Raw genomic sequence first — 26,295 nt, 5'->3', positions numbered from 1 at the left:
CCCACGGCGGTGCCGCCTCGGACCGCAGACCGCGGATGCGGGTGCGAGGAGACAACGTGCGCGAGACGAGACGACGGATGACGGCGGTCGACGCCGAGGAGTTCTTCGACTTCCAGCCCTGCTCGTCAGCGGGCCTGCCCGACCCGGATCCCTTGATCGAGAATCTCGCCACCGGGGTCATCGAGATCCTGCTGGGCGTGCGCGAGGTGCAGCAGATCGCGCGCTGGGTGACCGAGTCGACCTATGAGCTGCTGACGCAGCGGGCGCTGACGGCCAAGCGGGCCAGAGCGCTGCAGCTGCAGCGCACGGTGCCGGGGTTCGAGATCAGCAGCGTGCGCACCTGCCATACCGCCGACGGTGTGGTCGAGGGCGCGGTGGTCGTGCGCTCCGCAGGTCGCACGCGCGCCGTGGCGATCCGGCTCGAAGGGCTCGACGGGCGTTGGCGGGCGACCGCCATCGGGGTGCTCTAGCGGCGAGCTACGCCCGAGGCGGCTGCGCGCCGCCGGGTTCGTCGGTGATGGAGGGAGTGCCTTCGGCTGACGCGGCTGTGTCCGACGCGGCACCCTCGACTCCCGCATCCGCACGTGCCGGGCGCTGCGCGGCCGCGACCTCCGCGAGCAGACGCTCCCGAGCGTCGGCGCGGTCGTTGATGCGGCGCACGCGGCGATTGAAGTCCCACAGCAGCAGGATCACGGCGACTGCGACGAGCGCTGTGACCGCGAAGCCGATGACGCCAGGCGTCACCTGATTGGGATCGTACGGCAGCTCCTGGACGAACAGTGCGTGCATCAGTCCTCCTCGACGCCCGCGAACAGGTCGTCCTCCTGCGGCTCGCCCTGCACACGCGATCGCACCAGCTCGTAGTCGTCGGTCGGCCACACCTGCCGCAGCAGCTCGTTCGGCCAGAAGAAGAAGCGCGACTCCGGGTCGACCTGGCTCGCGTGCGCCCGCAGGGCGACATCGCGCGCATCCAGGTGCGCGCCGACGTCGATGCGCGTCGTCATGGTGTCGCCGCGCGTCCCCAGTCGTTCCGCCCATTCACGCATGAACGGCAGCCGGTCGTCGTCTGGGCTGGTGGCCTCCAGCGCCGTCAGCAGCGCATGCAGCCGCGCGCCGCTCATGCTGCGGTCGAAGTAGAGCTTCTGCACCTCCCACGGCTCACCGAGCTCGGGCAGTCCTGCTGCGGCGTGCTCGACGGCCCACATCGTCACCTCGTGGCAGCGGATGTGGTCGGGATGCGGATAGCCGCCGGTCTGGTCATACGTGACGACCACCTGGGGCATGAGGCGGCGGATGAGCCGCACGAGCGGGCGGCCGGAGATCTCGAGCGGGATGGTGGCGAAGGAGAGTGCGCGCAGCGGCTCGCCCTCGTCCGGCATGCCCGAGTCGACGTAGCCGAGCCACGCGTGCCCGATGCCGAGCGCGGCCTGCGCCGCGGCCATCTCGAGCCTGCGCACTCCCGTCATGTCGCGAGCGGCTCGGTGTCCGAGCTCGAAGCGCTCGTTGAGCACGCTGCCGCTCTCGCCACCGGTGCAGGAGACGACGGTGACGTCTGCGCCCTCCGCCGCGTAGCGCGCGAGCGTCGCCGCCCCCTTGCTCGACTCGTCGTCCGGGTGCGCATGCACTGCGAGCAGTCGTCGCACGGCCTCTCCCTCCCGCCAGCGCAACGCCGCGCCGATGGCACGACGGATAGGCTGGAACTCTCTTCATCTTCCCACGGACAGGCCACATGACCGATCTCGAAGCGCGCTACGGCCGCACGCGGTCGCGCACCCGGCGCGAGAAGATCCTCGGCATCGCGGTGGGCGTTGCCATCCTGCTCGCCGCGACGATGTGGGTCTGGTGGGTGGGCACCGATCCTGCGTCCACCCAGCTGCAGACGCGCACGATCGGCCACGAGATCGTCGACGACGCATCGGTCGAGGTGATCTTCGAGGTGTCGGTGGATGCCGGCACACCGGTGGAGTGCGCGGTCGAGGCGCTCAACCAGGCCTACGGCATCGTCGGATGGGTGCAGCTCGAGCTGCCGCCCGCAGAAGCCTTCACGAGCACGCATGTCGTGGACGTGCGCACGAGCGAGCTGGCGACCACAGGATTGGTCTCGGAGTGCTGGGTGCCATAGCATGCCAGTTGAGCCGGCCCACTCGGGGCCGGTTCTGTGCATATCAGGAGACGACATGAACGGCACCACGGAGACCTGGCTGACCCAGGAGGCGCACGATCGCCTGCAGGGCGAGCTGGAGCACCTGCAGGGGCCCGTCCGCACCGAGATCGCCAAGCGCATCGAGGAAGCCCGCGACGAGGGCGACCTCAAGGAGAACGGCGGCTACCACGCAGCCAAGGACGACCAGGCTCAGATCGAGGCCCGCATCACGCAGATCACGCAGCTGCTGCGCAACGCCACCGTCGGCGAGGCGCCCCAGGCCAGCGGCGTGGTCGAGCCCGGCACGGTCGTCACCGCGACGATCGCCGGCGACAAGGCCACCTTCCTCGTGGGCAACCGCGAGATCGCCGAGGACGGCGACGAGCTCGACGTCTACAGCGAGGCGAGCCCGCTCGGCAGCGCCATCATGGGGCTGAAGATCGGCGCGAAGGCCTCGTACGAAGCCCCGTCCGGTGCGACCATCGAGGTCGTCATCACCGACGTCCAGACCTACCGGGGCTGAGCGCTGGAGCTGAAGCGCAGACCCCTTCGGGTCTGCGCCGCGACGCCAGCTCCGGCGGCCGTCTCGGCCGCCGGTCACCCCGAGACATGAGAATGCCCCGCGACAACCGCGGGGCATTCTGCTGTCCCTAGAGCACGACCGGCTCGTATCCGGCCCGGCGCAGCGCCTCGAGCACACGCTCGGCGTGCTCGGGCCCGCGCGTCGTGACCGAGATGTCGATCGAGACGTCGGCGATGGAGGTCCAGGCGTCGTGCTGCGAGTGCAGCACCTCGACCACGTTCGCCTGCTCGTCGGAGACGATCTGCGCGATGATCGCGAGCTGCCCGGGGCGATCCGGCAGCGCCATGCGCACCTTGAGGTAGCGCTGCGAGGCCGCGAGGCCCCTGCCGATCACGCGCTCCATGAACAGCGGGTCGATGTTGCCGCCGGAGACGATCGCGACCGTCGGGCCGTCGGATGCGACCAGTCCCGTCATGATGGCGGCGGTCGTGACCGCCCCGGCCGGTTCGACGACGAGCTTGGCGCGCTCGAGCAGCACGATGAGCGCGCGCGCGATGTCATCCTCGGACACCGTCACGATCTCATCGACGGTCTCGCGGATGATCGAGAACGGCAGGGTGCCGGGGCGGGCGACCGCGATGCCGTCGGCGATCGTCGACTGCGTCACGATGGTGGTGGGCTCCCCCGCCTCCAGCGACGTGACGTAGGAGGCTGCCCGCTCTGCCTGCACACCGATGATCCGCACCGTGCGGCCGTCGCGCGCTGCGCGCTGCCGGATGGCGGAGGCCACCCCGGCCGCCAGCCCGCCGCCACCGATGGGCACGACGACCGTGGTCGCATCCGGGACCTGGTCGAGGATCTCGAGACCGAGCGTGCCCTGGCCCTCGATGATGTCGGCGTGGTCGAACGGCGGCACGAAGGTGGCGCCGGTGCGCTCGACGTGCTCGATCGCTGCGGCCAGCGCGGTCTGGAACTCGAGGCCGCGCAGCTCGACGGCAGCGCCGTAGTCGCGCGTGGCCTGCAGCTTCGGCAGCGCGACGCCGACCGGCATGAAGATGGTGGATCGCACGCCGAGCTCGGTGGCCGCGAAGGCGACGCCCTGCGCGTGGTTGCCTGCGGAGGCCGCCACGACGCCGCGAGCGCGCTGCTCTGGCGAGAGCTTCGCGAGCATGTTGTAGGCGCCGCGGATCTTGTAGGCCCCGGTGCGCTGCAGGTTCTCGCACTTGAGGTGCACCTCGGCGCCGAGCATGCCGCTCAGGTAGCGCGAGAGCTCCATCGGGGTCTCCTGCGCGATGCCCACGAGCCGCTCGCGGGCGGCCTCGAAGTCGGCCAGCGTCGGCCCTGGCAGTGCGGATGCGCTCATGCGACGACGTCCTTGACCGTGGGATTGGGGTTGGTGCGCCACGACTCCGTGGCGATCGTCTTCACGAAGTTGTTGAGGAAGGCCACGACCGGCACCGCGAACAGCGCGCCCGCGATGCCCGCGATGGTCGATCCTGCGGCCACGGCGAGCACGACGGCGAGCGGGTGCACCTTCACCGCGGTGCCCATGATGATCGGCTGCAGCACGTGGCTCTCGACCTGCTGCACGAGCAGCACGATGCCGAGCATGATGACCGCCGGCAGGAGGCCGAAGGAGATGAGCGCGACGAGCACAGCGATCGCGCCCGTGACGACCGCACCGATGATCGGGATGAACGAGCCGAGGAAGACCAGGATCGCGATCGGGATCACGAGCGGCATGCCGCCCTCGAAGAACAGGCCGAGGATGAACGCGCCGAGGCCGATGCCGACCGCATCGATGAACGCCACCAGCACCTGCACGCGCACGAAGTTGCCGAGCGTCACCCAACCGGCCCTCGCGGCGCCGTCGGTGGCGGGGCGGGCGTTCGACGGCAGCAGGCCCAGGAGCCAGCGCCAGATGCCGCGGCCGTCGGCGAGCGTGAAGATGAGCGCGAAGACCGTCAGCAGCAGGCCGGCGGCGAAGTGGCCGACCGAGGAGCCCACCGTGAGCGCGCTGGAGAGGATCGACGAGAGATCGTCGCGCAGCGTGCCAAGGATGTTCGTGCCGAAGTCGCGCACATCCTGCTCGGAGATGTCGAAGGGCAGCGAGAGCACCCATGCCTGCGTCTCGTTCCAGAAGGTGATCGCGCGCTCCTGCAGCGCCGGATACTCGGCGCGGATCTGCGAGACCGCGAGCCAGCCGAGCCCGCTGACCACCACGATGAGCGCCACCAGCGCGAGCGCCACCGCAAGCCCGCGCGGCCAGCGATGCCGCACGAGGGCGTCGACCGCCGGACCCAGGAGCGCCGTGAGCAGCGCAGCGACGAGCACCGGGATGACGATGAGGCTGAACTGCATGATCAGCCAGATGACGACGGCCGCGGCCGCCGCGATCGCGACGAAGCGCCACGACCAGGCTCCGGCGATCCGCATGCCGCGCGGCACGTCGGCGGCGGGCGCCGTGGTGGCCGGCTTCTCCTGCGGACGTCTTGCGAACAGCATTGCCCGATCCTACGTCCCGCACCCTTGCGCTGCCGCCATGCGTGGGCGGTCGTTGCTAGCCTCACGACTCGTGACGTCACGCAGGATCTCGCCCGCACAGGCCCGCCGCATCGCCATCGCCGCATCCGGTCTCGACGGCGCCGTGCCCGGCGAGCGCGGCCGCACGGGCATCCGCACCCTCGAGCGCGCGATCGCGAGGCTCGGCCTGCTGCAGCTCGACTCGGTCAACGTCTTCGAGCGCAGCCACTACCTGCCGCTGCTCGCGCGCCTCGGCCCCTACGACCGCACCGTGCTCGACCGGCTGCTGCACCACGACCACGGGCGCGGCCTGGGCGGCTACACCGAGTTCGTCGCACACGAGGCGGCGGTCATCCCCGTCGACGACTGGGCGCTCTGGCGCTGGAAGCGCGAGCAGCCCATGCGCCCCAGCACCGAGCAGTGGGCCACCGAGCACGCCGGGCTCGTCGACGACGTGCTCGCCGAGTTCGCCGAGCGCGGGCCGATCCGCCCGAGCGAGATGGAGCATCCAGAGCATCAGCGCATGCAGGGCGGCTGGTGGAACAAGTCGGATGCCTACTGGGCGACCGCGGTGCTCTTCCGGCGGGGCGAGCTGGTCACCATCGGGCGCACGCGCTTCGAGCGGCGCTACGCGGCAGCGGGCTCGGTGCTGCCGGAGGACGGGCAGGCGCGCATCGATCGCGCCGATGCGCACCGCGAGCTGGTGCGCAGAGCTGCTCGGGCTTTCGGCATCGCGACCCTGGATGACCTGGCCGACTACTACCGGCTGAAGATCGCCGATGCGCGCGTCGCGGTCACCGAGCTCGTCGACGCCGGCGAGCTGGAGCCGGTCGAGGTCGACGGGTGGGGGCGCCCCGCGTTCCTGACGGTCGGCACCCGGGTGCCGCGACGCATCCGATCGACCGCACTGCTGTCGCCGTTCGACCCGCTCGTCTGGTTCCGGCCGCGCGCCGAGCGGATGTTCGGGTTCGCGTACCGCATCTCGATCTACACGCCCGCGCCGCAGCGCGAGCACGGCTACTACGTGCTGCCGGTGCTCGTCGACGACGAGCTGGTCGGCCGCGTCGACCTCAAGAGCGACCGCAAGGCGGGAATCCTGCGCGTGCAGCACGCGACGATCGAGCCCGGCAGCGCCGATCGCGCAGGCGAGCTGGCCGCGCGGCTCGTGCCCGCACTCGCCGAGGCCGCCGGCTGGCAAGGGCTCGACCGCGTCGAGGTGACCGGGCCGGGTACGTGGGCGGCGGAGGTGGCGGCGGCGCTGCGCGCACGCTAGGGCGCGGGTCGCAGTCGCGGTCGCAACCCAGCGGGTCGGCGAGGCTTCGAGACGCGTGCGGGGCAGCGAGGCTTCGTGACGCGTGCGGCCCGGAGGGCCGCGCGCTCCTCAGCCTTGAGTCCTCCGCGCTCGACGCGACTTCGTCGCGTTGAGCGCTGCGGACTCAAAACTGGATGCGGGGCGGCTCGGCGACGGCGCCGGCGTTGTCCACCTCGAAGAACTCGCGGGGTGCGGCAACAACCTTCGCGAATGCCGACGTCGGGAAGCGCCGCGCCTTCGCGTTCAGCTCGCGAGCGCTCGTGTTGTAGTCGCGGCGTCGTGCCTGCGCCTCGTCGTCGAGCGCGGCGAGCGCAGCTCGCGCCTCGGCAGCATCCGAGCCCGCCGGCTGCGATCCGGCTGCCTGCACGAGCGGGCGCAGCACCCGCTGCACCTCGGCCTCCGCCTCGGCCTTCGTCGACGGGAACATCGCCTGCTCGAGCGCGGTGAACGCATCCGCCACCGTGCCCCGTTGCTGCTCGGTCGCCGAGGCCAGCAGCGGCTCGGCGACGCTCTTGCGGCGCTCGAGGCTCGCGGTCAGCGACGACCAGCGCTCGTCGACGGTCGCGCTGAGCCGGCGCATGGATGCGCGCGACGCGAGCGTGGCGATGAGCCCGATGAGGCCGAGCACCACCAGGGCACCGGCGATGATCCAGACGACGAGCAGGGGGTCCATGGCTCCAGCCTAAGCGCCGCTCGTGTCGAGCGGCTGGAGGATCGGGTCGTGCACGTCGCGCTGCAGGACGCACCGGTCTGGCGCGCGAGCGCGACGACCAGCAGGCTCAGGCGCCCAGCACCCTGCGCGTCCAGTCGCTCGCGAAGGTGCGCTCCGGGTCGAGCTCGTCGCGCACGGCCAGGAACGTGGCGAAGCCAGGCACCCGCTCCGCGAGCTGTGCCGCACGCAGCGAGTGGTGCTTGCCCCAGTGGGGCCGACCGTCGTGCGCCAGCAGGATCGGCTCGACGAGCTCGAACAGCGGGCGCGGGTCCTCGCGCCACCATCGGTGCGCTGCGATGTAGGCGGTGTCGCGGCCGTTCGCGGTCGACAGCAGCGCGTCGTCGGCCCCGATCGCACGGATCTCGAAGGGGAACGTGGGCACCAGCCGCGCCCGGCGGAGCGCACTGTCGATCTCGCGCAGCGCCTCGGGCAGCGCCTCCACCGGGATGCCGTACTCGAGCTCGCGGAAGCGCACGGTGCGCTTGGCCACGAAGACCTGGTGGCTGGGCTCGACGAAGCGACCGCGCGACATGCTGCGCGCGGAGAGCTCGTTGACCGCACGCGCACTGGCCGGTGCGAGCGCGCCGAGGGTGAGCAGCGCCCGGTGGCCGATGTCGTTGAGCAGGCGCTCATCGATGAAGCGCCCGACCGCAGAGCGCGGAGCGAGCGGGCCGTCGACGCGCGTGTTCGACTTCGTTGCGGCCAGGGCGGTGGCGGCGAACCAGAAGAACTCGAAGTGGTCGGTGCGCTGCAGCAGGCCCATCCAATCCTCCAGCACCGCCTCGAGCTGCACGGCGGTCTCGATCGCCTCGAGCGCGAACGCCGGCACGCACTGCACCGTCACGTCGACCAGCACGCCCAGAGCGCCGAGGCCGAGCCGCACCGCCGGCAGCAGCTCCGGCCGCTCGGTCTCGCTGATGCGCAGCACCGAGCCGTCGGCGGTCACGAGCGTCGCCGCGACGACGGAGGCGCCGATGGACTGATGACGGATGCCGGTGCCGTGCGTGCCGGTGGAGATGGCGCCGGCGATGGTCTGCCGATCGATGTCGCCGAGCGTGTCGAGCGCGAGGCCGCGTTCGGCCAGCAGCGCTGAGAGCTCGCGGATGGTCGTGCCTGCCAGCACCGTGACGCGCCGCAGCTCGGGGTCGAGCGAGACGACGCCGCGCAGGGCCGAGACCGTCAGCTGCGCCTCGTCGGAGCGCGCTGCCGCCGAGAACGAATGACCGCTGCCGAGGGGACGCACAGCACCGCCGCGCTGGCGCACCTGCTCGAGCGCCCGGCGCACCTCGTCGATGGTCGTGGGAGCATGCACCCAGCGCGGGTCAGCGCGCTGCGAGCGCGCCCAGTTCGTCCATGTCACAGCAGCTTCCTCCCCTCCCCACGGTACGTGGGAAGCGCGGCGACGACCTGATCGCCCGCCACCAGGTGCAGCAGGTCGGTGCGTTCGCACAGCTCGCCCGCCTTGGCGTGACGCAGCCAGACCCGGTCGCCGATCCGCAACCGGTCTGCGGTCTCGCCCAGCACGGGCGTCTGCACCTCGCCAGGCCCCTCGCCAGGATCGAGCGCGAGCCCGTCCGGCCAGACGATGACCGGATCGCGGTCGATGCCGCGCGGGCCCGAGGAGACCCAGCCCCCGCCGAGCAGCGTGACGATGCCCGGACCGGGCCTGCGCACGACCGGGAGCGCGAACGCGAGCGCGGGCGCAGGGGCGAAGCCGCGGTAGCCGTCGAACAGGCGCGCACCGAACAGCCCGCTGCCCGCGCCGATCTCGGTCACGGCGGGATCGGCGGCCGTGACCTCGATCGAGCCCGTGCCGCCGCCGTTCACGAACTCGAGCGGCGCGACCTCGCGCACGGCCGCCACCGCCGCCGTGCGGCGGTCGAGCAGGTCGGAGACCGACATCCGCTGCATCGCCCGGATCATGAACGCCGGATTGCTCCCGCGCCGTCGGCCGCTCTGCACGCCCGCGACCTGCGCCTCGTACGACATCATGCCGACCAGCCGGAACCCGGCACGGTCGGCGACGGTGCGCGCGAGCTCGCCCAGCTGCTTCGGCGTGCGCAGCGGCGAGCGCAGCACGCCCACCCGCCAGCGCCCCATCTCGAGGGCGGAGTCGAGCTCGAGCGCCACCCGGATCTCTGGATGGCCGGGGATCGCCGCGTCGATCGCGTCGAGCTGCTCGACGCTGTCGATCATGATCGTCACGCGCTCGAGCGCGCGCTCGTCGCGCGTGAGGGCGGCCAGCGCCGCACGATCGGCGGTCGGGTAGCCCAGCAGCACGTCGTCGACGGTCTCCGACAGCCAGAGCGCCTCGGGCAGCGTGGCGGCGAGCACGCCGCGCCAGCCAGGGGTCGCCAGCACAGCCTCGATCACCGCGCGGCTGCGCACCGACTTCGTCGCGAGCCGCAGCATCGTGCCGTCAGCGCGCGCGACCATGTCGCGGGCATTGGCCGCGAGCGCCTCGAGCGAGAGCGCCGCGAAGGGGCCGTCGATGCCTGCGGTCGCCGCGTCCATCCGTTCCCAGTGGCCGGCGGCCGACCACGACTCGGCGGTCAGCAGGTCGAGCGCCATCAGCGCTCGCCGAGCACTGCAGCCGTCAGCAGCGGCGCAGTGACCTCGGCGAAGCGACGGGATGCGTCGACGTCGCCGGTGCGCAGCAGGTGGTAGGTGAGGCCATCGGTGACGTGCAGCACCAGCTGAGCGAGCTCGTCCAGCGGCGTCGCAGGCTCGACGTCGATCTGCGCGCACATCGTCGTGATGACGGTGGAGATCAGCTCGACGTAGCGCGCCTGCACGGCGGCCGGCAGGTGCGCCAGCGATGGCGTGCGCTTGCAGTACGCCATGATCTCCATGATCGCCAGCTCCTACTCGGGATGCGCGACGAAGCGGTCGATCCAGTCGTGCAGCACGGCGCGCACCGCCTCGAGCGGCGCAGAGTCCGTGCCGAACGGGATGGGCAGCTCGCCGACCCTGGGCAGCACCACGTAGGCGTAGGCCTCGCCGATCATCTCGTCGCGCGACTCGAAGACGTAGTGGAACGTGGCGAGCGGCACATCCGCCTCCGCGACGATGGCACGCACCGTCGCGGCGTGCATGCCCTCACGGGCGATCACCCGCAGCCCGGCCTCCACCAGATCCTTGCGCCGAACCTCGGCAGGCTTCCGCGCCACACGCGCTCCGATCCTCATCGAACTTGGACGATCGTCCGTGTTCACCATACGACAGCGCCGCGCCCCATCCGAGGAGGGCGCGGCGCTGTCGAGGCGATCGGTGCGTGCTGCGGCTACGCGTCGACCTTGGGCTTCGGGCGCGACGCGAAGGTCTCGAACGCGACGCGCGGGCGCTCGCGATCCGAGATCTCGACGATGTCGCGGCCCAGCCAGAACTGGTTCCACCAGTCGCCGAAGACGCGCAGCTTGCGCTCCCACATCGGCATCGCGAGGCCGTGGTAGCCGCGGTGAGCGACCCAGGCGATCGGACCCTTGATGGCGAGCTTGCCCTTCTGGAACACGCCGTTCCAGAGCCCGAGGCCCGCGACGGCGCCCTGGTTGTCGTGGATGTACTCGCGCGGAGCCTCGCCGCGCAGCACGGCGACGATGTTCTTCGCCAGCAGCTTCGCCTGGCGCACGGCGTGCTGCGCGTTCGGCACGCAGAACCCGCCCGGGCCGGGCGTCTTGGACTTGTCGGGAACGGCCGAGACGTCGCCTGCCGTCCAGGCATCCGGCACGACCTCGCCGTCCTTCGCGACCTGGAGCGTCGCGAGCGCGGTGATGCGGCCGCGGTCGTCCAGCGGCAGGTCGGTCGCACGCACGACCGGGTTGGCCATCACGCCTGCAGTCCAGATGATGAGGTCGGAGCCGAAGCGCTCGCCCGTCGAGAGCTCGACGACGCCATCGACGGCGCCCTGCAGCTGCGTCTCGAGGTGCACGTCGACGCCGCGCTTGCGCAGATCCTCGACGACCCAGAGCGCGGTCTGCTCGCTGACCTCGGGCATGATGCGGCCCATGGCCTCGACGAGGTGGAAACTGACCTCGTCGAAGGTGATCTCGCGGTAGCGCGAGAGCAGGTGCGTGGCGAAGTCGCGCAGCTCGGCGATCGTCTCGATGCCGGCGAAGCCACCGCCGACGACCGTGACCGTCAGCAGGCGGTCGCGCTCCGGGCCCTCGGGGAGCGCCGCGGCCTTCGCGAAGTTCGAGATCAGGCGGTCGCGCACGGCGGCGGCCTCCTCGATGGTCTTCATGCCGATCGCCTCGTCGGCGACGCCCGGGATCGGGAACGTGCGCGAGACGGAGCCGGCGGTCACGACGATGACGTCGTAGTCGAGCGTCGACTCCTCGCCGAGCTCCGGCTGGATCGTCGCGACCTTGTTCGCGTGGTCGACGTTCGTCACCTTCGCCTGCACGATGCGCGTGCGCTTGAGGTGGCGGCGCAGCGGCACGACGATGTGGCGGGGCTCGATCGAGCCTGCCGCGACCTCCGGCAGGAACGGCAGGTAGGTCATGTAGGGCAGCGGGTCGACGATGGTGATCTCCGCCTCGGAGCCGCCGAGCTGACGCTCGAGCCCTCGGGCGGTGTACAGGCCGGCGTAGCCGCCTCCAACGATCAGGATCTTGTTCACAGACGCACTTCTTCCCCGGTATCAGATGTGGATACCGGGATTCTATCGCGGCCTAGGATTCCGACGGCTCGCCCGCGCGGGTGACCCCGGCGGCATCCCCAGCGCCCAGCCGGCTGCCGCGCTGATCCTGCGGGCACGCGCACACCGACGGCGACCAGTCGCCCAGCTCGAGGGCCAGGTCGCCGATCGGGTTCACGCCCTCCCCGGCCGCGAGGGACTGCGCCAGCACCGCGTGCAGGCACTTCACCCGTGTCGGCATGCCGCCAGCGCTGATGCCGGCGATCTCCTCGACGTGCCCGTGCGCCTCACGGTCGGCGAGGTACGCCGCATGTGCCGCGGCATACGCATCCGCCACCCCCGGCTCCTCGAGCCGCAGCTGCAGCTCGGCCATCGTGCCGTCGGCCTCGAGGCGAGACGCGGATGCGGTGGCTCCCGGATGGGTGAGGTAGTAGAAGGTCGGGAACGGGGTGCCGTCGGGCAGCCGCGGGCTCGTCACCACGACGGTGGGGGCGCCGCAGGCGCAGCGTGCGCCGATGCCGAGCACGCCGCGCATGGTGCGCCCCAGCTGCAGCGCCATGATCTCGAGGTCACGCTCCGTTGCGGGGTCGATCGCTGCGCTCACTGCGGCTCCGGGGCGGTGCCGATGGAGGTCGGCGCCTGATTGGTGAGCCCTGCGAGCAGGAACGAGTTGGCCGCGGCAGCCGTCCAGTCGCTGCTGGGTGCCTCGAGCGTCGCGGAGGGCACCTCGCTCGACGCGGTCTCGAGCGCGGAGCGGTTGTCGAGCAGCACGAAGCTCGTCTCATCCGGGTACACGAAGAAGAGCCGGTCGCGGGCCTGCGCCTCGATGTAGGCGGGATCCTCCCAGCGGGCCGACTCGGTTTCGAGCGACTCGAGGTTCGCCTGCTGATCGGCGACCTGCGCCTCGAGCGCGGCGATGTCTCGGCGCTGCTCGAGCAGCAGGCCGACGGTGGGTGCGAGCACGACGGCTCCTGCCACCACGAGGCCGACGACGATCAGCAGCAGCCACGAGACGCGCAGCTGCCCGAGGGCGACGTCAGACGAGGAGGGCACCCGCCGATGCTACCGGCGAGTGCCCTCCTGCGACGGTCGAACCGCCTGTCATGCGCTGATGCGGCGAGCGCCTCAGCCCTCGAAGCGCGGGTAGACGCCGGCGCCGGCGTACTCCGCCGCGTCGCCGAGGTCCTCCTCGATGCGCAGCAGCTGGTTGTACTTCGCGACGCGCTCGCTGCGGGCAGGGGCGCCGGTCTTGATCTGGCCGCAGTTCACGGCGACCGCGATGTCGGCGATCGTGGTGTCCTCGGTCTCTCCGGAGCGGTGCGAGATCACCGAGCCGTAGCCGGCCTGCGTCGCGATGCGGATCGCGTCGAAGGTCTCGGAGAGCGTGCCGATCTGGTTGACCTTGACGAGCAGCGCGTTGGCGGCGCCGCGCTCGATGCCATCGACCAGGCGCTCGGGGTTGGTGACGAACAGGTCGTCGCCGACCAGCTGCACGCGGTCGTCGAGGCGCTCGGTGAGCGCTGCCCAGCCGTCCCAGTCGTCCTCATCGAGCGGATCTTCGATGGTCACGAGCGGGTAGGAGTCGACGAGGTCTGCGAAGTAGTCGGTCAGCTCGGCGCTCGTGCGGTCCTGGCCCTCGAAGCGGTAGACGCCGTTCTCGAAGAACTCGCTCGCGGCGACGTCCATGCCGAGGGCGATGTCGGTGCCGGGCGTGAAGCCAGCCTTCTCGATCGCCTGCACGAGCAGGTCGAGCGCCTGGCGGTTGCTGGGCAGGTCGGGGGCGAAACCGCCCTCGTCGCCGAGGCCCGTCGCCAGGCCCTGCTCCTTCAGGATGGCCTTCAGCGTGTGGTAGGTCTCTGCGCCCCAGCGCAGCCCCTCGCGGAACGACTCCGCGCCGATCGGCAGGATCATGAACTCCTGCACGTCGACGCCCGTGTCGGCGTGGGCGCCGCCGTTGATGACGTTCATCATCGGCACCGGCAGCAGGAAGGCGTTCGGCCCGCCCAGGTAGCGGAACAGCGGCAGCTGCGATGAGTCGGCGGCTGCCTTCGCGACCGCGAGCGAGACGCCCAGGATGGCGTTGGCGCCGAGGTTCTTCTTGTTGTCGCTGCCGTCGAGCTCGATGAGGGCCGAGTCGATGAGCCGCTGGTCGTCGGCGACCATGCCCTCGATCGCCTCGGCGATCTCCTCGTTGACGGCGTCGACGGCCTGCTGCACGCCCTTGCCGAGGTAGCGGGCGCTGTCGCCGTCGCGCAGCTCGTAGGCCTCGAAGGCGCCGGTCGAGGCGCCAGAGGGGACGGCGGCGCGACCAACGGCGCCGTCGGAGAGCAGCACCTCGACCTCGACGGTCGGGTTGCCGCGGGAGTCGAGGATCTCGCGCGCCTGCAGGGTGTCGATGAGTGCCACGGGTGCTCCTTGTGTTGAGTGAACGCGGTCGCGGTGGTCGGCCGATTCGAGCCTAGCCCTCAGCGCATCCGTGCCACACCGGCGTTCACCGGCCGTTCGCCCGACGCCCCGCTCTGGTCATCCGTTGGCGCCTCCCAACATCGATTGGCGGCTCCCCGCATCCATTGGCGGCTCCCCGCATCCATTGGCGACTTCCGGCATCCATTGGCGACTTCCGGCATCCATTGGCGGCTTCCGGCATACATTGGCGGCTTCCGGCATCCATTGGCGGCTTCCGGCATACATTGGCGGCTTCCGGCATACATTGGCGGCTTCCGGCATCCATTGGCGGCTTCCGGCATCACATCGGGGGCGGTCGCACACTCCGCCATTCGATCCCGCAGGGCGCCATTCGATCCCGCAGGGCGCCACTCGATCCCGCAGGGCGCCACTCGATGGCGCGAGGCGCCACTCGATCCCGCAGGGCGCCACTCGCTGGTTCGAGCGAGCACGCCAATGCGGCAGTGCCCATGGATCGGGACGGGAGGGGTCAGGCGATGGGCTTGATCTCGAGCGCCGCGGCGGTGTCGCCGGGGCGCACGAATGCGAAGTGCGTGGCTCCGGATGCGGCCAGCTGCTCCAGCAGGCCCGTCACGTTCTTCGTGCGGCGCTGCATGCGCACCGTCTGGCCTGCCGCCACGAGCTCGCGCTTGATCGCGAGCGCCTCCGAGGGCTCCACGGACTTGTCGAGCAGCAGCGCGACGGTCTCGCCGCCCTGCTCCTCCGGCAGGCTCACGAGGTCGACGAGGCGCTCGAAGCCGAGGGAGATGCCGACCGCCGGCAGCTCCTGACCCAGGAAACGGCCGACCATGCCGTCGTAGCGGCCGCCGCCGCCGATCGAGAAGGGCAGCTCCGGGTGCGCGATCTCGAAGATCGGGCCCGTGTAGTAGCCCATGCCGCGCACGAGCGTGGCATCGAACTCGAGCCGGATGCCGACATTGGCCGCCAACAGCTCCCGCACGGGCTCGAGCAGGGCGACGTCGAAGCCCTCGAGCGGCGTCGCGCCGGGTTCTGGGGCAGCTGCATCGGCGACCTCCGGCCGATCTGCCACGAGATCGCTGATGGCGTCGAGGGTCTCGAGCAGCCGACCGCCGTCGAGACCGCGGGTGCCGAGCTCGTCGCTCACGCCCTCACGACCGAGCTTGTCGAGCTTGTCGACCGTGATGAGCGCGCCATCGTGCTGGTCGGCGGGCACGCCTGCGTGCTCGAGCGCGGCGAGCAGGATGCGGCGGTCATTGATGCGGATGAACGCGTCGGGGATCCCGAGCCTGGTGAGCGCATCCCCCGTCGCCGCCAGCACCTCGAGCTCCGCCGCGATGCCGGGCTCGCCCGCGATGTCGATGTCGCACTGCATGAACTGGCGGAAGCGGCCCCGCTGCGGGCGCTCGGCACGCCAGACGGGCGCGATCTGGATGGCGCGGAACACGGGCGGCAGGCTCGCGCGGTGGGAGGCGATGAATCGCGCGAGCGGCACCGTGAGGTCGAACCGCAGGCCCAGGTCTGCCAGGTCGAGCGGCGCTTCGGCCGCGCGCAGGTCGTCGGTCGTGAGGCCACGACGCATGACGGCGAAGGCGAGCTTCTCGTTGTCGCCGCCGAGGCCGGCGTGCAGGCGCGCGGCGTCCTCGACCACCGGCGTCTCGATCTCCTCGAACCCGTGGTGCTCGTAGGCCTGCCGGATCACGCGCAGCACCCGCTCGCGCACGCGCTTCTCGGCCGGCAGGAAGTCGCGCATGCCGCGCGGCGGGTTCACCTGGGTTGCCATGGCACCATTCTCGCGCACGAGACGCGCGTGATCTGCCGACCCCGCATCCGCACGCATCCGGCATCCGCCTGGCACCATGAGGATCGTGCGACGACGGTGGCCCTTCCACGACCGCGCGGTGCCCGTGGTCTCCTGGCGCATCGCGATCGTGCTGATGGCCGTGCTCGCCGAGGCCTGGAACATCAAGAACATGCTCGCCTCGGGCGAGCGGGCGAGCGAGCACTTCGCGTACTTCACGGTGCAGGCGAACCTACTCGTGATCGTCGTGATGCTCTGGATGCTGCTGGTGCCGCAGGCGCGCAGGCCCGGGTGGTTCGATCACCTGCGCGGCGCGGCGACGGCCTACATCGTGCTGACCGGGCTCGTCTACGCGGTGCTGCTGGCTCAGCCCGACGAGGTGTGGTCGTGGTCGATCGAGTTCACGAATGCGGCGCAGCATCGGATCATCCCGTGGCTGGTCGGGCTCGACTGGCTGCTGGTGCCGACAGCCGGCCGGATCCGCTTCGGGCGCGGCATCTGGTGGATGCTCTACCCGATCGCCTACCTGGTCTGCTCGTGGCTGCGGGGCGCCCTCGTCGACGGCTGGTACCCGTACCCGTTCCTCGACCCGGGCGAGCACGGCGGATGGGCTGGCCTGGCGTGGCCGACGGGACAGGTGCTGCTCGCCTTCCTGGTCGGCATCCTCCTGGTGGCCGGGATCGGCAGGCTGCGCTACCGGGAGTCGGCGGCGCGCTCCTCGGCGAGCTTGGTGGCGAAGCCGTCGAGCACGAGCTCGAGTCCCCACTCGAACTCGTCGGCGTAGCGGTAGTCCTTGCCGGTCACGAGCTCGGCCACGAGCTCGGCGAGGGCCGGGAACTGCTCGGCGGGCAGCTGCATCTCCTCGATCATCTCGTCGGCACCGCCCGGCTCGAACGGGAGCTGCTGCTCGGCGCCCACGAAGCCGGAGACGTAGGCGTCGAGCACCGAGAAGGCGTGCGCGGCCAGCCGCACCGAGAAGCCGCCGGCCCGCAGCGCGGCCTGCACCGCCTCGTGACCCCTGAGCAGGGCGAGGCCTGGCGAGCGGCGCGACTCGAGCAGCGAGAGGCCCCACGGATGCGCGCCAAGGGCCGCGCGGGAGGAGTGCGCCCTGGCGTGCAGACCGGCGCGCCAGTCGCCGTCGGCGGTCGGGGCCTCGATCTGCGCCATCAACCAGTCGGCGAGGAGGTCGAGCAGCGCCTCCTTGCCCGCGACGTGGTGGTAGAGCGACATGGCCTCGACGCCGAGCTCGCGCCCGACGCTGCGCATGCTGACGCCGACCAGACCGTCACGATCCGCGACGGCGGCTGCGGCGACCACGATGCGGTCTGCGCTGAGCGACTGCTTGACTGCCGCCTTCGGCATCCTCGCCTCCTCCGACCTCGCCATGACCCTTGTGGGACTTACGAGTGTAAGGGTACGCTCTCGATGCCCCAGTCTTACACCCGTAAGGAGTTTCCATGCGTGCCGTCGTCGTCGAGCAGTATGGCCCCCCAAGCGTCGCTCGGATCAGCGACCTTCCCGCACCGGAGCCGCGCGCCGGGCAGGTGCTCGTGCGTGTCGTCTCCGCCGCGGTCACCGCAGGCGACGCGCGCATCCGAGCCGCCCGATTCCCGGCAGGCATGGGCGTGCCCGGCAGGCTCGCGCTCGGGCTGCGCGGGCCGCGCAACCGCGTGCTCGGCATGGTCGCCTCCGGCACCGTGGAGGCGCTCGGTGCCGATGTGACGGGCTTCGCCATCGGCGACGAGGTCGCCGGCATGGCCGGTGCGCGGATGGGCGCCCACGCCGAGCTGCTTGCGATCGAGGCCTCGCGGCTGGTGCACAAGCCCGCGGGAGTCTCGCCCGACGCGGCCGCCGCTGCGATCTTCGGCGGCACGACGGCAGCGCATTTCCTGCACGACGTCGCGCGGCTGCGCGCGGGACAGGACGTGCTCGTCGTCGGCGCCTCGGGCGCGGTCGGCACCAGCGCGGTGCAGCTCGCGGCCCTCGCCGGTGCGACCGTGACGGGAGTCACGAGCGGCCGCAACGCCGAGCTCGTGCGGCGGCTCGGGGCCGACGAGATCGTCGACTACACGAACAGCGATCCCGCAGCGCTCGGTCGTCGATTCGACGTCATCCTCGATGCGGCTGGCACCTTGACGCCGCAGACCGCCAGGGCGCTCGTGCGCGAGGGCGGCACCGCCGTGCTGGCGGCCGCCGACCTGCGGCAGATGCTCAGCGCGCGAGGCCCGGTCACGGCGGGCACCGCGCCCGGCGGCGCTGCCCTCGTGGAGCGGCTGATGCCACTGCTCGAGCGCGGCGAGCTCGACCCGGTGATCCAGGAGTCGATGTCGCTCGACGAGATCGCGCGCGCCTACGAGATCGTCGACTCGGGCCACAAGGTCGGCAACGTGGTCGTGCGGCCGTAGGCGCCACCCGGCACCGAGCACAACGCAAGCCCGCGCAGACGAGCCAGTGCCCGCAGGCGGCGGGAGTCCGCGCGGGTGCCAGTCGTGCCTGACGGGCTTGCGTTGTGCGGCAGCTGCGGCAGCTGCCGCAGCTGCCGCGGCTGCTCATGGCGCCGAGGGCACGGCAGCCGCGACCCGGCCGCTCACACGCGGCTGCGGGTGCGCGCCGCGACCAGCACTCTGTCGATGACGACGAAGCCGAGCAGGCCCCACCCGACGAGCGGCAGCAGCAGTCCGACGGCGGCACCGACCGCCACGACCGCCACGATCCCCCACCACGGCGCGCGGGCGAGCGCGCCTGCCTTCGGCGGAGCGCCCGGCCTGCCGTACGGGCCCCGGCGCCACCACATCCGCATGCCCAGCGCGACCATCGTGGCGATGCCGAGCGCCAGCGCCGCGAGCACCAGCTGGTTCGGCAGCCCGAACATCGATCCCATGTGCAGGTCGATGCCCCAGCGCGCGAGCTTCGAGATCAGCCCGAAGTCGGCGAAGTCGACGCGGTCGACCACCTCGAGCGTCGCACCGTCGACCGAGACGGTGTCGACCTCCGTCGGGAACGACCGCTGGATCTCCTGCACAACCCACGCAGACTGCGCGTCGGCTGGCGGCCGGATCTCGACGAGCCCGACGTTCACGTTCTCGGTGCGGGCAACCGCGAGCACCTCGTCGAATCGCGCCGGATCGACCTCGGCGGCGGCGGTCGCGGCCCCGTGGTCCGAGTGCGGATCCGCGTCGCCCTCGGCGCCCGCGAGCGCGGTCGACACCGTCGGCGTCGACCAGCCCAGCGCGGATCGCAGCTCGGTGACGTTGGCACCGGCGAGCTGCGACCAGGTGATGCCCGTCATCGAGAGGAAGAGCGCGCCGAGCGCGAGCCAGATGCCCAGCGAGGCGTGCCACGTGTGCAGCCGGCGGACCCCGGTCGCGCCGAGGTCCGGCCGCACGAGGTCACGCCTGCGACGGCCGGTGCGCCACCTGCCGATCCAGAGGCCGACACCCGCGAGCACCACGATGCCGAGCCAGCTCGCCGCGAGCTCGGAGTAGAGCCGGCCGACGTCGCCGAGCCCCAGACCGCGATGGAAGTGGTCGATGGCCGTGCGCAGCGGCAGCGATCCGCTGGTGCCGTAGACCGTCATGTCGCCGCGGATCGCACCGCTCACCGGATCGACGAAGATCGCGCGGCTCTCGCTGTCGACCAGCCCGTCTTCGGCGAACAGCACCCGGGTCGTGGCGCCGGCCTCCGGTGCCGGGCGCAGCGCCGACAGCGAGGCATCCCCCGCCTCCTGCTGCGCGAGCCGCACCTGCTCGGCGAGCGGCAGCGGCTCGCCCTCGGTCGGCGCCGTGAGCGCCTCGCTGTAGAGCACCTGCTCGGCGGAAGGCGCCAGCGCATAGGCCGCGCCGGAGAGCGCGGCGACCAGGATGAACGGCCCGACCAGCACGCCGGCGAGCCAGTGCAGCCGGCGCAGCAGCGGCGTGAGCCACGGCCCGGATCGACCGGGCGCAGGCTCGCCTCCCGGCCGATCGGCCGGAGGCCGCTCTGGCGGCGCCTCTGCGGATCGGGAGCCGGTCGCGGTCATCGCCCGTGCGCCTGCCGGCGCAGCGACACCACGGCGAGCACAGCGGCAAGTGCCGCCAGCACGACGGCGGCGATCGAGAGCGGCACTGCGGCGCTCATGCCGGCATCCTCCGCCGGTGCCGACGCGGTCGCATCGTCAGCGGCAGCACCCTCCGCGTGGCCCTCTGCGGCGTGGTCGCCCTCGGTCCCAGCCTCGGCCGCGGCCTCGCCGTGCCCGGCCTCCCCGTGCGCATCCGCCGTCTCGCCGATCGTGATCACCGGTGCCGGCAGCTCCGCCTCGGGATCGGCGTCGCCCCACAGCGTCTCGCCCGTCTCGCAGACCTGCAGCGCCGGGAACGCGAGCACGGTGCCGTCGGCCGCGCCCTCCGGCAGGGTCACCTCGACCTCGAGCGTCTCGCGCACGCCGTCGGGCATCGGCTCGTCCGCGGTGAAGACCACGGTGCGGGCGCCATCCTGCAGCGCCGAGGCGACATCCCAGCCGGGATTGGCGATCAGGGCGACGGAGGTGACCTCCTCGGGGATCGTCACCTCGACGGCAGTCGTCGGCGAGCCGTCGCAGCCGTGGCTGAACGAGAACGCGAGCTCCGAGTCGGCCCCAGCCTCAGTCGAGGTGGGCGTGACGTGCACGTGCGCGTTCGCGGCGACGGGCGCGACGAGCACGAGTGCGGCTGCGCCGATGCCGGCTGCGATGCCGGCGACGACGCGAGTGCGGGTGCGCGTGGGAGTGGATCGTGTGGGTGTGGTGGACGTGTGCATTGCAAGCTCCTGCTGCTGGTGCGCGGCGCGTGGGCCGCGCAGTCGTGTGAAGGGCTGGCCGCATGAGCGGTCGCCAGAGTAGTTCGGATGCCGAAGGCATCCGGATGGGGTCAGACGACCAGGAGCGGCGGGCCGCGGGTGCCGTGCGCGCAGCGGAGCACATCGAGCGCGCGGCGGAATGCGGGACGGACGGCGGTGACGGATGCGCGGCGGCGCGCAGGTGCGGCGGTCCAGACGAGCACGGCGACGACGCGTCGCAGCGACATGGCATCGAGACAGGCCTCGACGGCGCGCGGCACGAGCCGCAGCAGCGCGAGCGTGACGGCACCGGCGACGACGTGCGCGAGCGGCATGCCCGCGTGCTCGTGGAGGGCGACTGGCTGGAGGGCGACGGCAGCGTCGTGCGCGTGGGAGCCGTGCGCGTGGGCGCCGTGCGCTGCGGAGCCCGCGGCCTGCGGCAGCGAGTACAGGCCGTGCTGCACCAGCTGCGCGGCGGTGACGGCGACGGCCTGACGGGCGAACGAGCCGCGAGTGCCCAGCACCGGTGCCAGCACGAGCAGCGTGACGACGAACGCGGTCGCGAGCAGCAGCGGGTCGGGCGCTGCTCCCCCGCCGAGCGAGTGCGCGAGGCCGGTGACGACGGTGGTGGCGGCCGAGACGACGAGCGAGGCCGCGAGCGCGCGCTGGCGGCGCGCCAGCGCGCTCGCCCGCATCGCCTCCGTCGCCATAGCCATCACCCTAGGTGCGCGGCCCGGCGGGATGATGGGCGGCGTCCCGCGCCGTCTCCCGCGCGCGCAGCTCGCCGTCGAGCTGGCGGATCGCGCCGCGGAGCGCCCGCTCGGCGTCGAGCCCGCGAGCTGCCGCGCCGCGGACCACGCCGAGCAGCGCGGCGCCGAGGGCCTCCTCGGTGTCCGGCGCCGACCCATCCGCCGACGTCTCGGTCGTCGGCTCGAGACCGGCGCGCTGCGCGCGGCGCAGCACCTTCTCGGCCCTCGCGAGCGCGGGCAGGCTCACCGGGATGCCGTCGAGCGCGCTGTCGCGCTCCGGCTTCTCGGCGCGCTTGATGGCATCCCAGTTCGCGACCACCTCGGCCACGCCGTCGACCGCGGTGTCGGCGAAGACGTGCGGATGCCGGCGGCGCAGCTTCTCAGTGAGGGTGGCGGCGATGTCGTCGAGGTCGAAGCGGCCATCGGCGCGCGCGATGTCGGCGTGGAAGACGACCTGCAGCAGCACGTCGCCGAGCTCCTCGCGCAGGTGCGCGTCATCGCCGCTCTCGATGGCCTCTGCGAGCTCGTGGGCCTCCTCGATCGCATAGGGCGCGAGCGAGACGTGCGTCTGCTCCGCGTCCCACGGGCAGCCGCCGGGGCCACGCAGCCGCGCCATCACGGCGACGAGATCGTCGAGCGCGCTCACGCGCTCTGCTCCTCGGGCTCGGCCACCGGCTTCGGTGGCGGGAAGATCGCCGTCAGCAGGGCGTCGACCCACTCGATGAGCTCGGCGTCGGGCAGCGCATCGGCCTGCGTGCCGGCCAGCCTGCCGCCGCCTGCGGTGGGGATCGGCACGACGATCGTCTTGGCGGTCGCGTTGAGCTTGGCATCCGGGTACATGCGACGCAGCCGCAGCTGCACCGAGTCGGCGAGCTCGGCGGGGCCGACCCGCAGGTTCGGGCCGACGGTGATGACCTCCGAGAGCCGCGCAGCCTGCGCCTTGCGGCGCAGCCGGGCGATCGCGATGAGCGCGGCGACCTGCGACGGCGGCTCGCCGTAGCGGTCGCGCAGCTCGTCGAGCACGTGGTCGATCGCGCCGTCGTCGCGCGCCGAGGCCGCGGCCGAGAGCTTCTGGTAGGCCTCCAGGCGCAGGCGCTCGGAGTCGACGTAGTCCTCGGGGATCACCGCGTCGACGGGCAGCTCGAGGCGGAGCTCGCGTGGCCCCTCGTCCTTCTCCCCGCGGAAGACCGCGACGGCCTCCCCGACCATCCGCAGGTAGAGGTCGAAGCCGACGCCGGCGATGTGGCCGGACTGCTCGCCGCCCAGCAGGTTGCCTGCTCCGCGGATCTCGAGGTCCTTCAGCGCCACCTGCATGCCGGCGCCGAGCTCGTTGTGCACCGCGATGGTCTCGAGCCGGTCGTGCGCCGTCTCCGACAGCGGCTTCTCGCCGTCGTAGAGGAAGTAGGCGTATGCGCGCTCGCGACCACGGCCGACGCGGCCGCGCAGCTGGTGCAGCTGACTGAGGCCGTAGCGCTCGGCGTGGTCGACGATGAGCGTGTTCGCATTGGGGATGTCGAGGCCGGTCTCGACGATCGTGGTGGAGACGAGCACGTCGTACTGCTTCTCCCAGAAGTCGACGATGACGCGCTCGAGCGCCGTCTCGTGCATCTTGCCGTGCGCGACGCCGATGCGGGCCTCCGGCACGAGCTCCGCCAGCTGGGCCGCCACCCGGTTGATCGACGAGACGCGGTTGTGCACGAAGAAGATCTGGCCCTCGCGCAGCAGCTCACGACGGATCGCGGCGGCCACCTGCTGCTCGTTGTAGGCGCCGACGAAGGTGAGCACCGGGTGCCGCGCCTCCGGCGGCGTCGCGAGCGTCGACATCTCGCGGATGCCGGTCACCGCCATCTCGAGCGTGCGTGGGATGGGCGTCGCTGACATCGAGAGCACATCGACGTTGGTCTTCAACGACTTGAGCCGCTCCTTGTGCTCGACGCCGAAGCGCTGCTCCTCGTCGATGATCACGAGGCCGAGCTCCTTGAAGTGCACGTTCTCCGAGAGGATGCGGTGGGTACCGATGACGACGTCGACGGTGCCGTCGGTGATCCCCGCGATCGTCTCGCGCACCTCCTTGTCGGACTGGAAGCGGCTGAGCGCGCGCACCTGCACGGGGAAGCCGGCGAAGCGGGCCGCGAAGGTCTCGAAGTGCTGGCGCACCAGCAGCGTCGTCGGCACGAGCACCGCGACCTGCGTGCCATCCTGCACGGCCTTGAAGGCGGCGCGCACGGCGACCTCGGTCTTGCCGTAGCCGACGTCTCCGGAGAGCAGGCGATCCATCGGGACCTCGCGCTCCATGTCGCGCTTCACCTCGTCGATGGTCGTGAGCTGATCCGGCGTCTCCGCGTAGGGGAAGGCATCCTCGAGCTCGCGCTGCCAGGGGCTGTCGGGCCCGAAGCGCCGACCCTTCGACGCCATGCGCTTCGAGTAGAGCTGCACGAGCTCGACCGCGATCTCGCGCACGGCCTTGCGTGCCTTCGCCTTCGACTGCTGCCAGTCGCTGCCGCCCATCTTCGACAGCTGCGGTGCCTCGCCGCCGACGTAGCGGTTGAGCTGGTCGAGCTGATCGGTCGGCACGGAGAGGCGGTCGCCGGGGTGGCCGCGCTTGGATGCGGAGTACTCGATCACGAGGTACTCGCGAGTGGTCTTCACCGGGTTGCGGCCGCCGGAGGAGACCGTGCGCTGGGTCAGCTCGACGAAGCGGCCGACGCCGTGCGTCTCGTGCACGACGTAGTCGCCGGCCTTGAGCTGCAGGGGGTCGACGACCGAGCGGCGGCGGCCGGCGAGCTTGTGCGGCTGGCGGGCGTCGACGCCGACGGCGCGGCCGAAGAACTCGGCCTCGCTCACCAGCTCGATGCGCTCATCTGGCAGCAGGAAGCCGTGCTCGACCGAGGCCTGCGTCACGTGCACGACACCGGGCTCGAGCTCGACGGGGAGGGCGTCGACGACCCTGGCACCCACCTCGTGCTCGCCGAGCACCTGCGCCGCGCGATCCACCAGGCCGTGGCCGGCAGCGGTGACGACGATGCGCCAGCCCTCGCGAGCATGCTCGCGCAGGTGCGCGACGGCGCCGTCGGCGACGCCCGTGAAGCTCGGCACCGGCTGCCCCTCGACTGCCGTGACCGTCTCGTCGGCCGCGAGCACCGAGAAGGTCCACCAGGGCGCGTCGACCGCTGCGCGCAGCTCGTCGAGGCTCAGGAAGCCGCTCGAGAGGTCGACGGGCGCCAGCCCGCCTGCCGTCGCTGCGCTCCAGGAGGCCTCGAGGAACTCCTGGTTCGTCTCGTTGAGGCTCGCGACCCGGTCGCGGATGCGCTCCGGCCCGAGCACCACGACGCCGGCGCCCGGCAGGTAGTGCGTGATGGGCACGAGCCGCTCGAGCAGGGCGGGGGCGAGCGACTCCATGCCCTCGACGGGCATGCCCTCTGCGATCTTCTCCAGCATCTGCCGGATGCCGGGGAACTCGGGCGCCAGCTGGCGCGCACGCGTGCGCACCGCCTCCGTCAGCAGCAGCTCCCGGCTGGGTGGCAGCACGATGCGCTCGACGGGGTCGGGGTCGGAGCGCTGGTCGGCGACGTGGAACCAGCGCATCTGGTCGACCTCGTCGCCGAACAGCTCGATGCGGACGGGGTGGTCCTCTGCCGGGCTGAACACGTCGACGATGCCGCCGCGCACGGCGAACTCGCCGCGCCTGGTGACCATGTCGACGCGCGCGTACGCGAGGTCGACGAGCTGCCTGGAGAGCGCCGTCAGGTCGACACCGCGGGCACCGGCGACGAGCTCGACGGGCGCGACGTCGAGCAGGTTGTCGGCGACGGGCTGCAGCGCAGCGCGCACCGAGGCGATGATGACGGTCGGCCTGGATGGGTCGCGCTCGGCGACGGCGCGCAGCGTCGCGCCGCGCTGCCCGACGGTCTCGGCCGAGGGGCTCAGCCGTTCGTGCGGCAGCGTCTCCCAAGCCGGCAGGTCGAGGATCTGCGCCTCCGGCAGCCACGCGCGCAGGTCGTCGCGCACCGCCTCGGCCTCACGCCTGGTGGCGGTGACGACGAGCAGCGGGCGCTCGTGCGTGCTGGCGAGCGTCGCGACGACCGGCGCGCGCATCGCCTCGATGCCGGTGAGGGCACCGCCGACGCTGGCCTCGACGACCGGCTCGAGCGCGCTGCGCTGCAGCAGCTCGAGCAGTGGCTGGAGGCTCACGAGGTGAAGACGACTGCACCTGCGCCGTCGAGGACCTCGAGCTGGAAGCCGGCGGACTCGTCGGCGATGGGCGGCATGATCGCGCCGAACACCGGTGGTGCGCCCTCTCCGGACGCCTCGCCCCTGACGAGCTCGACATCCTCGCCGAACCAGTGCATCACGGCCCGCTCAGCGCCCTCGGGGCCGATCACGAGCACGACCTTCGCCTCGTTCTCGCCCGAGAGGCAGTAGATCGGCTCGGCGCTCAGGCAGGTGCCGACGCGGAAGCCATCCGCGTCCTCGACGATGAGGTCGGTCATGCCCGACTCCGTGCTGCGGTCCCACCACAGCTCGTGCCCGTCGAAGGAGGCAGACAGCGTGTAGCCGTTCGGGCCCTCGGGTGCACGGGTCTCGCTGTCGGCGGGGGCGCATCCGACGAGCGCCAGCGTCACCGCGATGACAGCGGCGGCAGTGGTGGCGATACGACGCACGGGACCTTCTTTCGATCGGC

Annotated in this window: 27 protein-coding genes; 6 read left to right on the top strand and 21 right to left on the bottom strand. The window is 71.9% G+C overall.

Annotation, left to right across the window (positions count from 1 at the left end):
- Positions 1–56: 56 nt before the first annotated feature.
- Entirely contained in the window at positions 57–470 is a 414-nt protein-coding gene (locus tag MKD51_RS05545) for an Rv3235 family protein (RefSeq protein WP_240239038.1), read from the top strand.
- A 7-nt stretch (positions 471–477) separates the two neighbouring features.
- On the opposite strand, the gene MKD51_RS05540 is transcribed toward MKD51_RS05545, so the two are convergent.
- Positions 478–789 (bottom strand): hypothetical protein, encoded by a 312-nt coding sequence (locus MKD51_RS05540; RefSeq protein ID WP_240239036.1) that lies wholly within the window; start codon positions 787–789, stop codon positions 478–480.
- Positions 789–1,643 carry a mycothiol conjugate amidase Mca gene (gene mca / locus MKD51_RS05535; RefSeq protein WP_240239034.1) on the bottom strand — a complete coding sequence of 285 codons (855 nt, stop codon included), beginning with the start codon at positions 1,641–1,643 and terminating at the stop codon, positions 789–791. The genes MKD51_RS05540 and mca overlap by 1 nt, the downstream gene beginning before the upstream one ends.
- A gap of 86 nt (positions 1,644–1,729) precedes the next feature.
- Here mca and MKD51_RS05530 point away from each other — a divergent pair, with 86 nt between their 5' ends.
- Entirely contained in the window at positions 1,730–2,122 is a 393-nt protein-coding gene (locus tag MKD51_RS05530) for a DUF4307 domain-containing protein (protein ID WP_240239032.1), read from the top strand.
- 55 nt (positions 2,123–2,177) lie between these two features.
- Positions 2,178–2,666: a transcription elongation factor GreA gene (gene greA / locus MKD51_RS05525; RefSeq protein WP_240239030.1), complete on the top strand. Its 489-nt coding sequence runs from the start codon at positions 2,178–2,180 to the stop codon at positions 2,664–2,666.
- A gap of 127 nt (positions 2,667–2,793) precedes the next feature.
- Here greA and ilvA read toward each other — a convergent pair whose 3' ends face one another.
- Both ilvA and MKD51_RS05515 read right to left on the bottom strand, forming a co-directional pair.
- Entirely contained in the window at positions 2,794–4,029 is a 1,236-nt protein-coding gene (gene ilvA / locus MKD51_RS05520) for a threonine ammonia-lyase (protein WP_240239029.1), read from the bottom strand.
- Positions 4,026–5,171, bottom strand: a complete 1,146-nt coding sequence (locus tag MKD51_RS05515; protein ID WP_240239019.1) for an AI-2E family transporter — start codon at positions 5,169–5,171, stop codon at positions 4,026–4,028. The genes ilvA and MKD51_RS05515 overlap by 4 nt, the downstream gene beginning before the upstream one ends.
- Before the next feature lie 70 nt (positions 5,172–5,241).
- Here MKD51_RS05515 and MKD51_RS05510 point away from each other — a divergent pair, with 70 nt between their 5' ends.
- The gene (locus tag MKD51_RS05510) at positions 5,242–6,462 is read left to right on the top strand and encodes a crosslink repair DNA glycosylase YcaQ family protein (RefSeq protein WP_240239017.1); all 1,221 of its coding nucleotides are present in this window, start codon (positions 5,242–5,244) and stop codon (positions 6,460–6,462) included.
- A 163-nt stretch (positions 6,463–6,625) separates the two neighbouring features.
- On the opposite strand, the gene MKD51_RS05505 is transcribed toward MKD51_RS05510, so the two are convergent.
- The 10 genes from MKD51_RS05505 to hisS form a co-directional block, all read right to left on the bottom strand.
- The gene (locus MKD51_RS05505) at positions 6,626–7,174 is read right to left on the bottom strand and encodes a LemA family protein (protein ID WP_240239015.1); all 549 of its coding nucleotides are present in this window, start codon (positions 7,172–7,174) and stop codon (positions 6,626–6,628) included.
- Between the two features lie 106 nt (positions 7,175–7,280).
- Complete coding sequence (locus MKD51_RS05500; RefSeq protein ID WP_240239013.1) at positions 7,281–8,573, bottom strand: D-arabinono-1,4-lactone oxidase; 1,293 nt, start codon at positions 8,571–8,573, stop codon at positions 7,281–7,283.
- A complete protein-coding gene (locus MKD51_RS05495; RefSeq protein WP_240239011.1) occupies positions 8,570–9,784 on the bottom strand; it encodes an alanine racemase in 1,215 nt (404 codons plus the stop codon). Before MKD51_RS05495 ends, MKD51_RS05500 begins: the two co-directional genes overlap by 4 nt.
- A complete protein-coding gene (locus MKD51_RS05490) occupies positions 9,784–10,065 on the bottom strand; it encodes a hypothetical protein (RefSeq protein WP_240239010.1) in 282 nt (93 codons plus the stop codon). The genes MKD51_RS05495 and MKD51_RS05490 overlap by 1 nt, the downstream gene beginning before the upstream one ends.
- A 12-nt stretch (positions 10,066–10,077) precedes the next feature.
- Entirely contained in the window at positions 10,078–10,383 is a 306-nt protein-coding gene (locus MKD51_RS05485; protein ID WP_240239009.1) for a TetR family transcriptional regulator, read from the bottom strand.
- Between the two features lie 113 nt (positions 10,384–10,496).
- Positions 10,497–11,831, bottom strand: coding sequence for an NAD(P)/FAD-dependent oxidoreductase (locus tag MKD51_RS05480; RefSeq protein ID WP_240239007.1), 1,335 nt, complete (start codon positions 11,829–11,831; stop codon positions 10,497–10,499).
- Between the two features lie 52 nt (positions 11,832–11,883).
- Positions 11,884–12,408 (bottom strand): DUF501 domain-containing protein, encoded by a 525-nt coding sequence (locus tag MKD51_RS05475; RefSeq protein ID WP_240240843.1) that lies wholly within the window; start codon positions 12,406–12,408, stop codon positions 11,884–11,886.
- 41 nt (positions 12,409–12,449) lie between these two features.
- Positions 12,450–12,902 (bottom strand): septum formation initiator family protein, encoded by a 453-nt coding sequence (locus MKD51_RS05470; RefSeq protein WP_240239005.1) that lies wholly within the window; start codon positions 12,900–12,902, stop codon positions 12,450–12,452.
- A 72-nt stretch (positions 12,903–12,974) separates the two neighbouring features.
- Positions 12,975–14,255, bottom strand: a complete 1,281-nt coding sequence (eno, locus tag MKD51_RS05465; RefSeq protein ID WP_240239003.1) for a phosphopyruvate hydratase — start codon at positions 14,253–14,255, stop codon at positions 12,975–12,977.
- 529 nt (positions 14,256–14,784) lie between these two features.
- Positions 14,785–16,056, bottom strand: coding sequence for a histidine--tRNA ligase (hisS, locus tag MKD51_RS05460; protein ID WP_240239001.1), 1,272 nt, complete (start codon positions 16,054–16,056; stop codon positions 14,785–14,787).
- Between the two features lie 85 nt (positions 16,057–16,141).
- Between hisS and MKD51_RS05455 the strand changes: the two genes are divergently transcribed.
- Positions 16,142–16,858: a Pr6Pr family membrane protein gene (locus tag MKD51_RS05455; RefSeq protein ID WP_240238993.1), complete on the top strand. Its 717-nt coding sequence runs from the start codon at positions 16,142–16,144 to the stop codon at positions 16,856–16,858.
- Here the strand turns inward: MKD51_RS05455 and MKD51_RS05450 are convergent.
- Positions 16,768–17,436, bottom strand: a complete 669-nt coding sequence (locus MKD51_RS05450) for a TetR/AcrR family transcriptional regulator C-terminal domain-containing protein (protein ID WP_240238991.1) — start codon at positions 17,434–17,436, stop codon at positions 16,768–16,770. The genes MKD51_RS05455 and MKD51_RS05450 overlap by 91 nt on opposite strands.
- 95 nt (positions 17,437–17,531) lie before the next feature.
- Here MKD51_RS05450 and MKD51_RS05445 point away from each other — a divergent pair, with 95 nt between their 5' ends.
- Positions 17,532–18,479, top strand: coding sequence for an NAD(P)-dependent alcohol dehydrogenase (locus MKD51_RS05445; protein WP_240238988.1), 948 nt, complete (start codon positions 17,532–17,534; stop codon positions 18,477–18,479).
- A gap of 182 nt (positions 18,480–18,661) precedes the next feature.
- Here MKD51_RS05445 and MKD51_RS05440 read toward each other — a convergent pair whose 3' ends face one another.
- From MKD51_RS05440 to MKD51_RS05415, 6 genes are all read right to left on the bottom strand, one after another.
- The gene (locus tag MKD51_RS05440; RefSeq protein ID WP_240238986.1) at positions 18,662–20,092 is read right to left on the bottom strand and encodes a PepSY-associated TM helix domain-containing protein; all 1,431 of its coding nucleotides are present in this window, start codon (positions 20,090–20,092) and stop codon (positions 18,662–18,664) included.
- Complete coding sequence (locus tag MKD51_RS05435) at positions 20,089–20,847, bottom strand: DUF1775 domain-containing protein (protein ID WP_240238984.1); 759 nt, start codon at positions 20,845–20,847, stop codon at positions 20,089–20,091. The genes MKD51_RS05440 and MKD51_RS05435 overlap by 4 nt, the downstream gene beginning before the upstream one ends.
- Positions 20,848–20,957: 110 nt before the next feature.
- Positions 20,958–21,575 (bottom strand): hypothetical protein, encoded by a 618-nt coding sequence (locus MKD51_RS05430; protein WP_240238980.1) that lies wholly within the window; start codon positions 21,573–21,575, stop codon positions 20,958–20,960.
- A gap of 10 nt (positions 21,576–21,585) precedes the next feature.
- Positions 21,586–22,260 carry a MazG family protein gene (locus tag MKD51_RS05425; protein WP_240238978.1) on the bottom strand — a complete coding sequence of 225 codons (675 nt, stop codon included), beginning with the start codon at positions 22,258–22,260 and terminating at the stop codon, positions 21,586–21,588.
- On the bottom strand, positions 22,257–25,805 hold the full coding sequence (mfd, locus tag MKD51_RS05420; protein WP_240238977.1) for a transcription-repair coupling factor: 3,549 nt from the start codon (positions 25,803–25,805) through the stop codon (positions 22,257–22,259). The genes MKD51_RS05425 and mfd overlap by 4 nt, the downstream gene beginning before the upstream one ends.
- Complete coding sequence (locus tag MKD51_RS05415; RefSeq protein ID WP_240238975.1) at positions 25,802–26,275, bottom strand: hypothetical protein; 474 nt, start codon at positions 26,273–26,275, stop codon at positions 25,802–25,804. The genes mfd and MKD51_RS05415 overlap by 4 nt, the downstream gene beginning before the upstream one ends.
- Positions 26,276–26,295 lie beyond the last annotated feature (20 nt).

It is taken from the genome of Agrococcus sp. ARC_14 (genome assembly GCF_022436485.1).
Lineage (GTDB): Bacteria > Actinomycetota > Actinomycetes > Actinomycetales > Microbacteriaceae > Agrococcus.
This window is presented reverse-complemented; position numbering and strand designations above follow the sequence as displayed.

What these genes read in the sequence shown, in the direction of transcription:
- MKD51_RS05540 (WP_240239036.1), bottom strand. Translation starts at nt 789, where the DNA reads ATGCACGCACTGTTCGTCCAGGAGCTGCCGTACGATCCCAATCAGGTG.
- MKD51_RS05530 (WP_240239032.1), top strand. Translation starts at nt 1,730, where the DNA reads ATGACCGATCTCGAAGCGCGCTACGGCCGCACGCGGTCGCGCACCCGG.
- greA (WP_240239030.1), top strand. Translation starts at nt 2,178, where the DNA reads ATGAACGGCACCACGGAGACCTGGCTGACCCAGGAGGCGCACGATCGC.
- ilvA (WP_240239029.1), bottom strand. Translation starts at nt 4,029, where the DNA reads ATGAGCGCATCCGCACTGCCAGGGCCGACGCTGGCCGACTTCGAGGCC.
- MKD51_RS05515 (WP_240239019.1), bottom strand. Translation starts at nt 5,171, where the DNA reads ATGCTGTTCGCAAGACGTCCGCAGGAGAAGCCGGCCACCACGGCGCCC.
- MKD51_RS05505 (WP_240239015.1), bottom strand. Translation starts at nt 7,174, where the DNA reads ATGGACCCCCTGCTCGTCGTCTGGATCATCGCCGGTGCCCTGGTGGTG.
- MKD51_RS05495 (WP_240239011.1), bottom strand. Translation starts at nt 9,784, where the DNA reads ATGGCGCTCGACCTGCTGACCGCCGAGTCGTGGTCGGCCGCCGGCCAC.
- MKD51_RS05490 (WP_240239010.1), bottom strand. Translation starts at nt 10,065, where the DNA reads ATGGAGATCATGGCGTACTGCAAGCGCACGCCATCGCTGGCGCACCTG.
- MKD51_RS05475 (WP_240240843.1), bottom strand. Translation starts at nt 12,408, where the DNA reads ATGGCGCTGCAGCTGGGGCGCACCATGCGCGGCGTGCTCGGCATCGGC.
- hisS (WP_240239001.1), bottom strand. Translation starts at nt 16,056, where the DNA reads ATGGCAACCCAGGTGAACCCGCCGCGCGGCATGCGCGACTTCCTGCCG.
- MKD51_RS05450 (WP_240238991.1), bottom strand. Translation starts at nt 17,436, where the DNA reads ATGCCGAAGGCGGCAGTCAAGCAGTCGCTCAGCGCAGACCGCATCGTG.
- MKD51_RS05445 (WP_240238988.1), top strand. Translation starts at nt 17,532, where the DNA reads ATGCGTGCCGTCGTCGTCGAGCAGTATGGCCCCCCAAGCGTCGCTCGG.
- MKD51_RS05440 (WP_240238986.1), bottom strand. Translation starts at nt 20,092, where the DNA reads ATGACCGCGACCGGCTCCCGATCCGCAGAGGCGCCGCCAGAGCGGCCT.
- MKD51_RS05435 (WP_240238984.1), bottom strand. Translation starts at nt 20,847, where the DNA reads ATGCACACGTCCACCACACCCACACGATCCACTCCCACGCGCACCCGC.
- MKD51_RS05430 (WP_240238980.1), bottom strand. Translation starts at nt 21,575, where the DNA reads ATGGCGACGGAGGCGATGCGGGCGAGCGCGCTGGCGCGCCGCCAGCGC.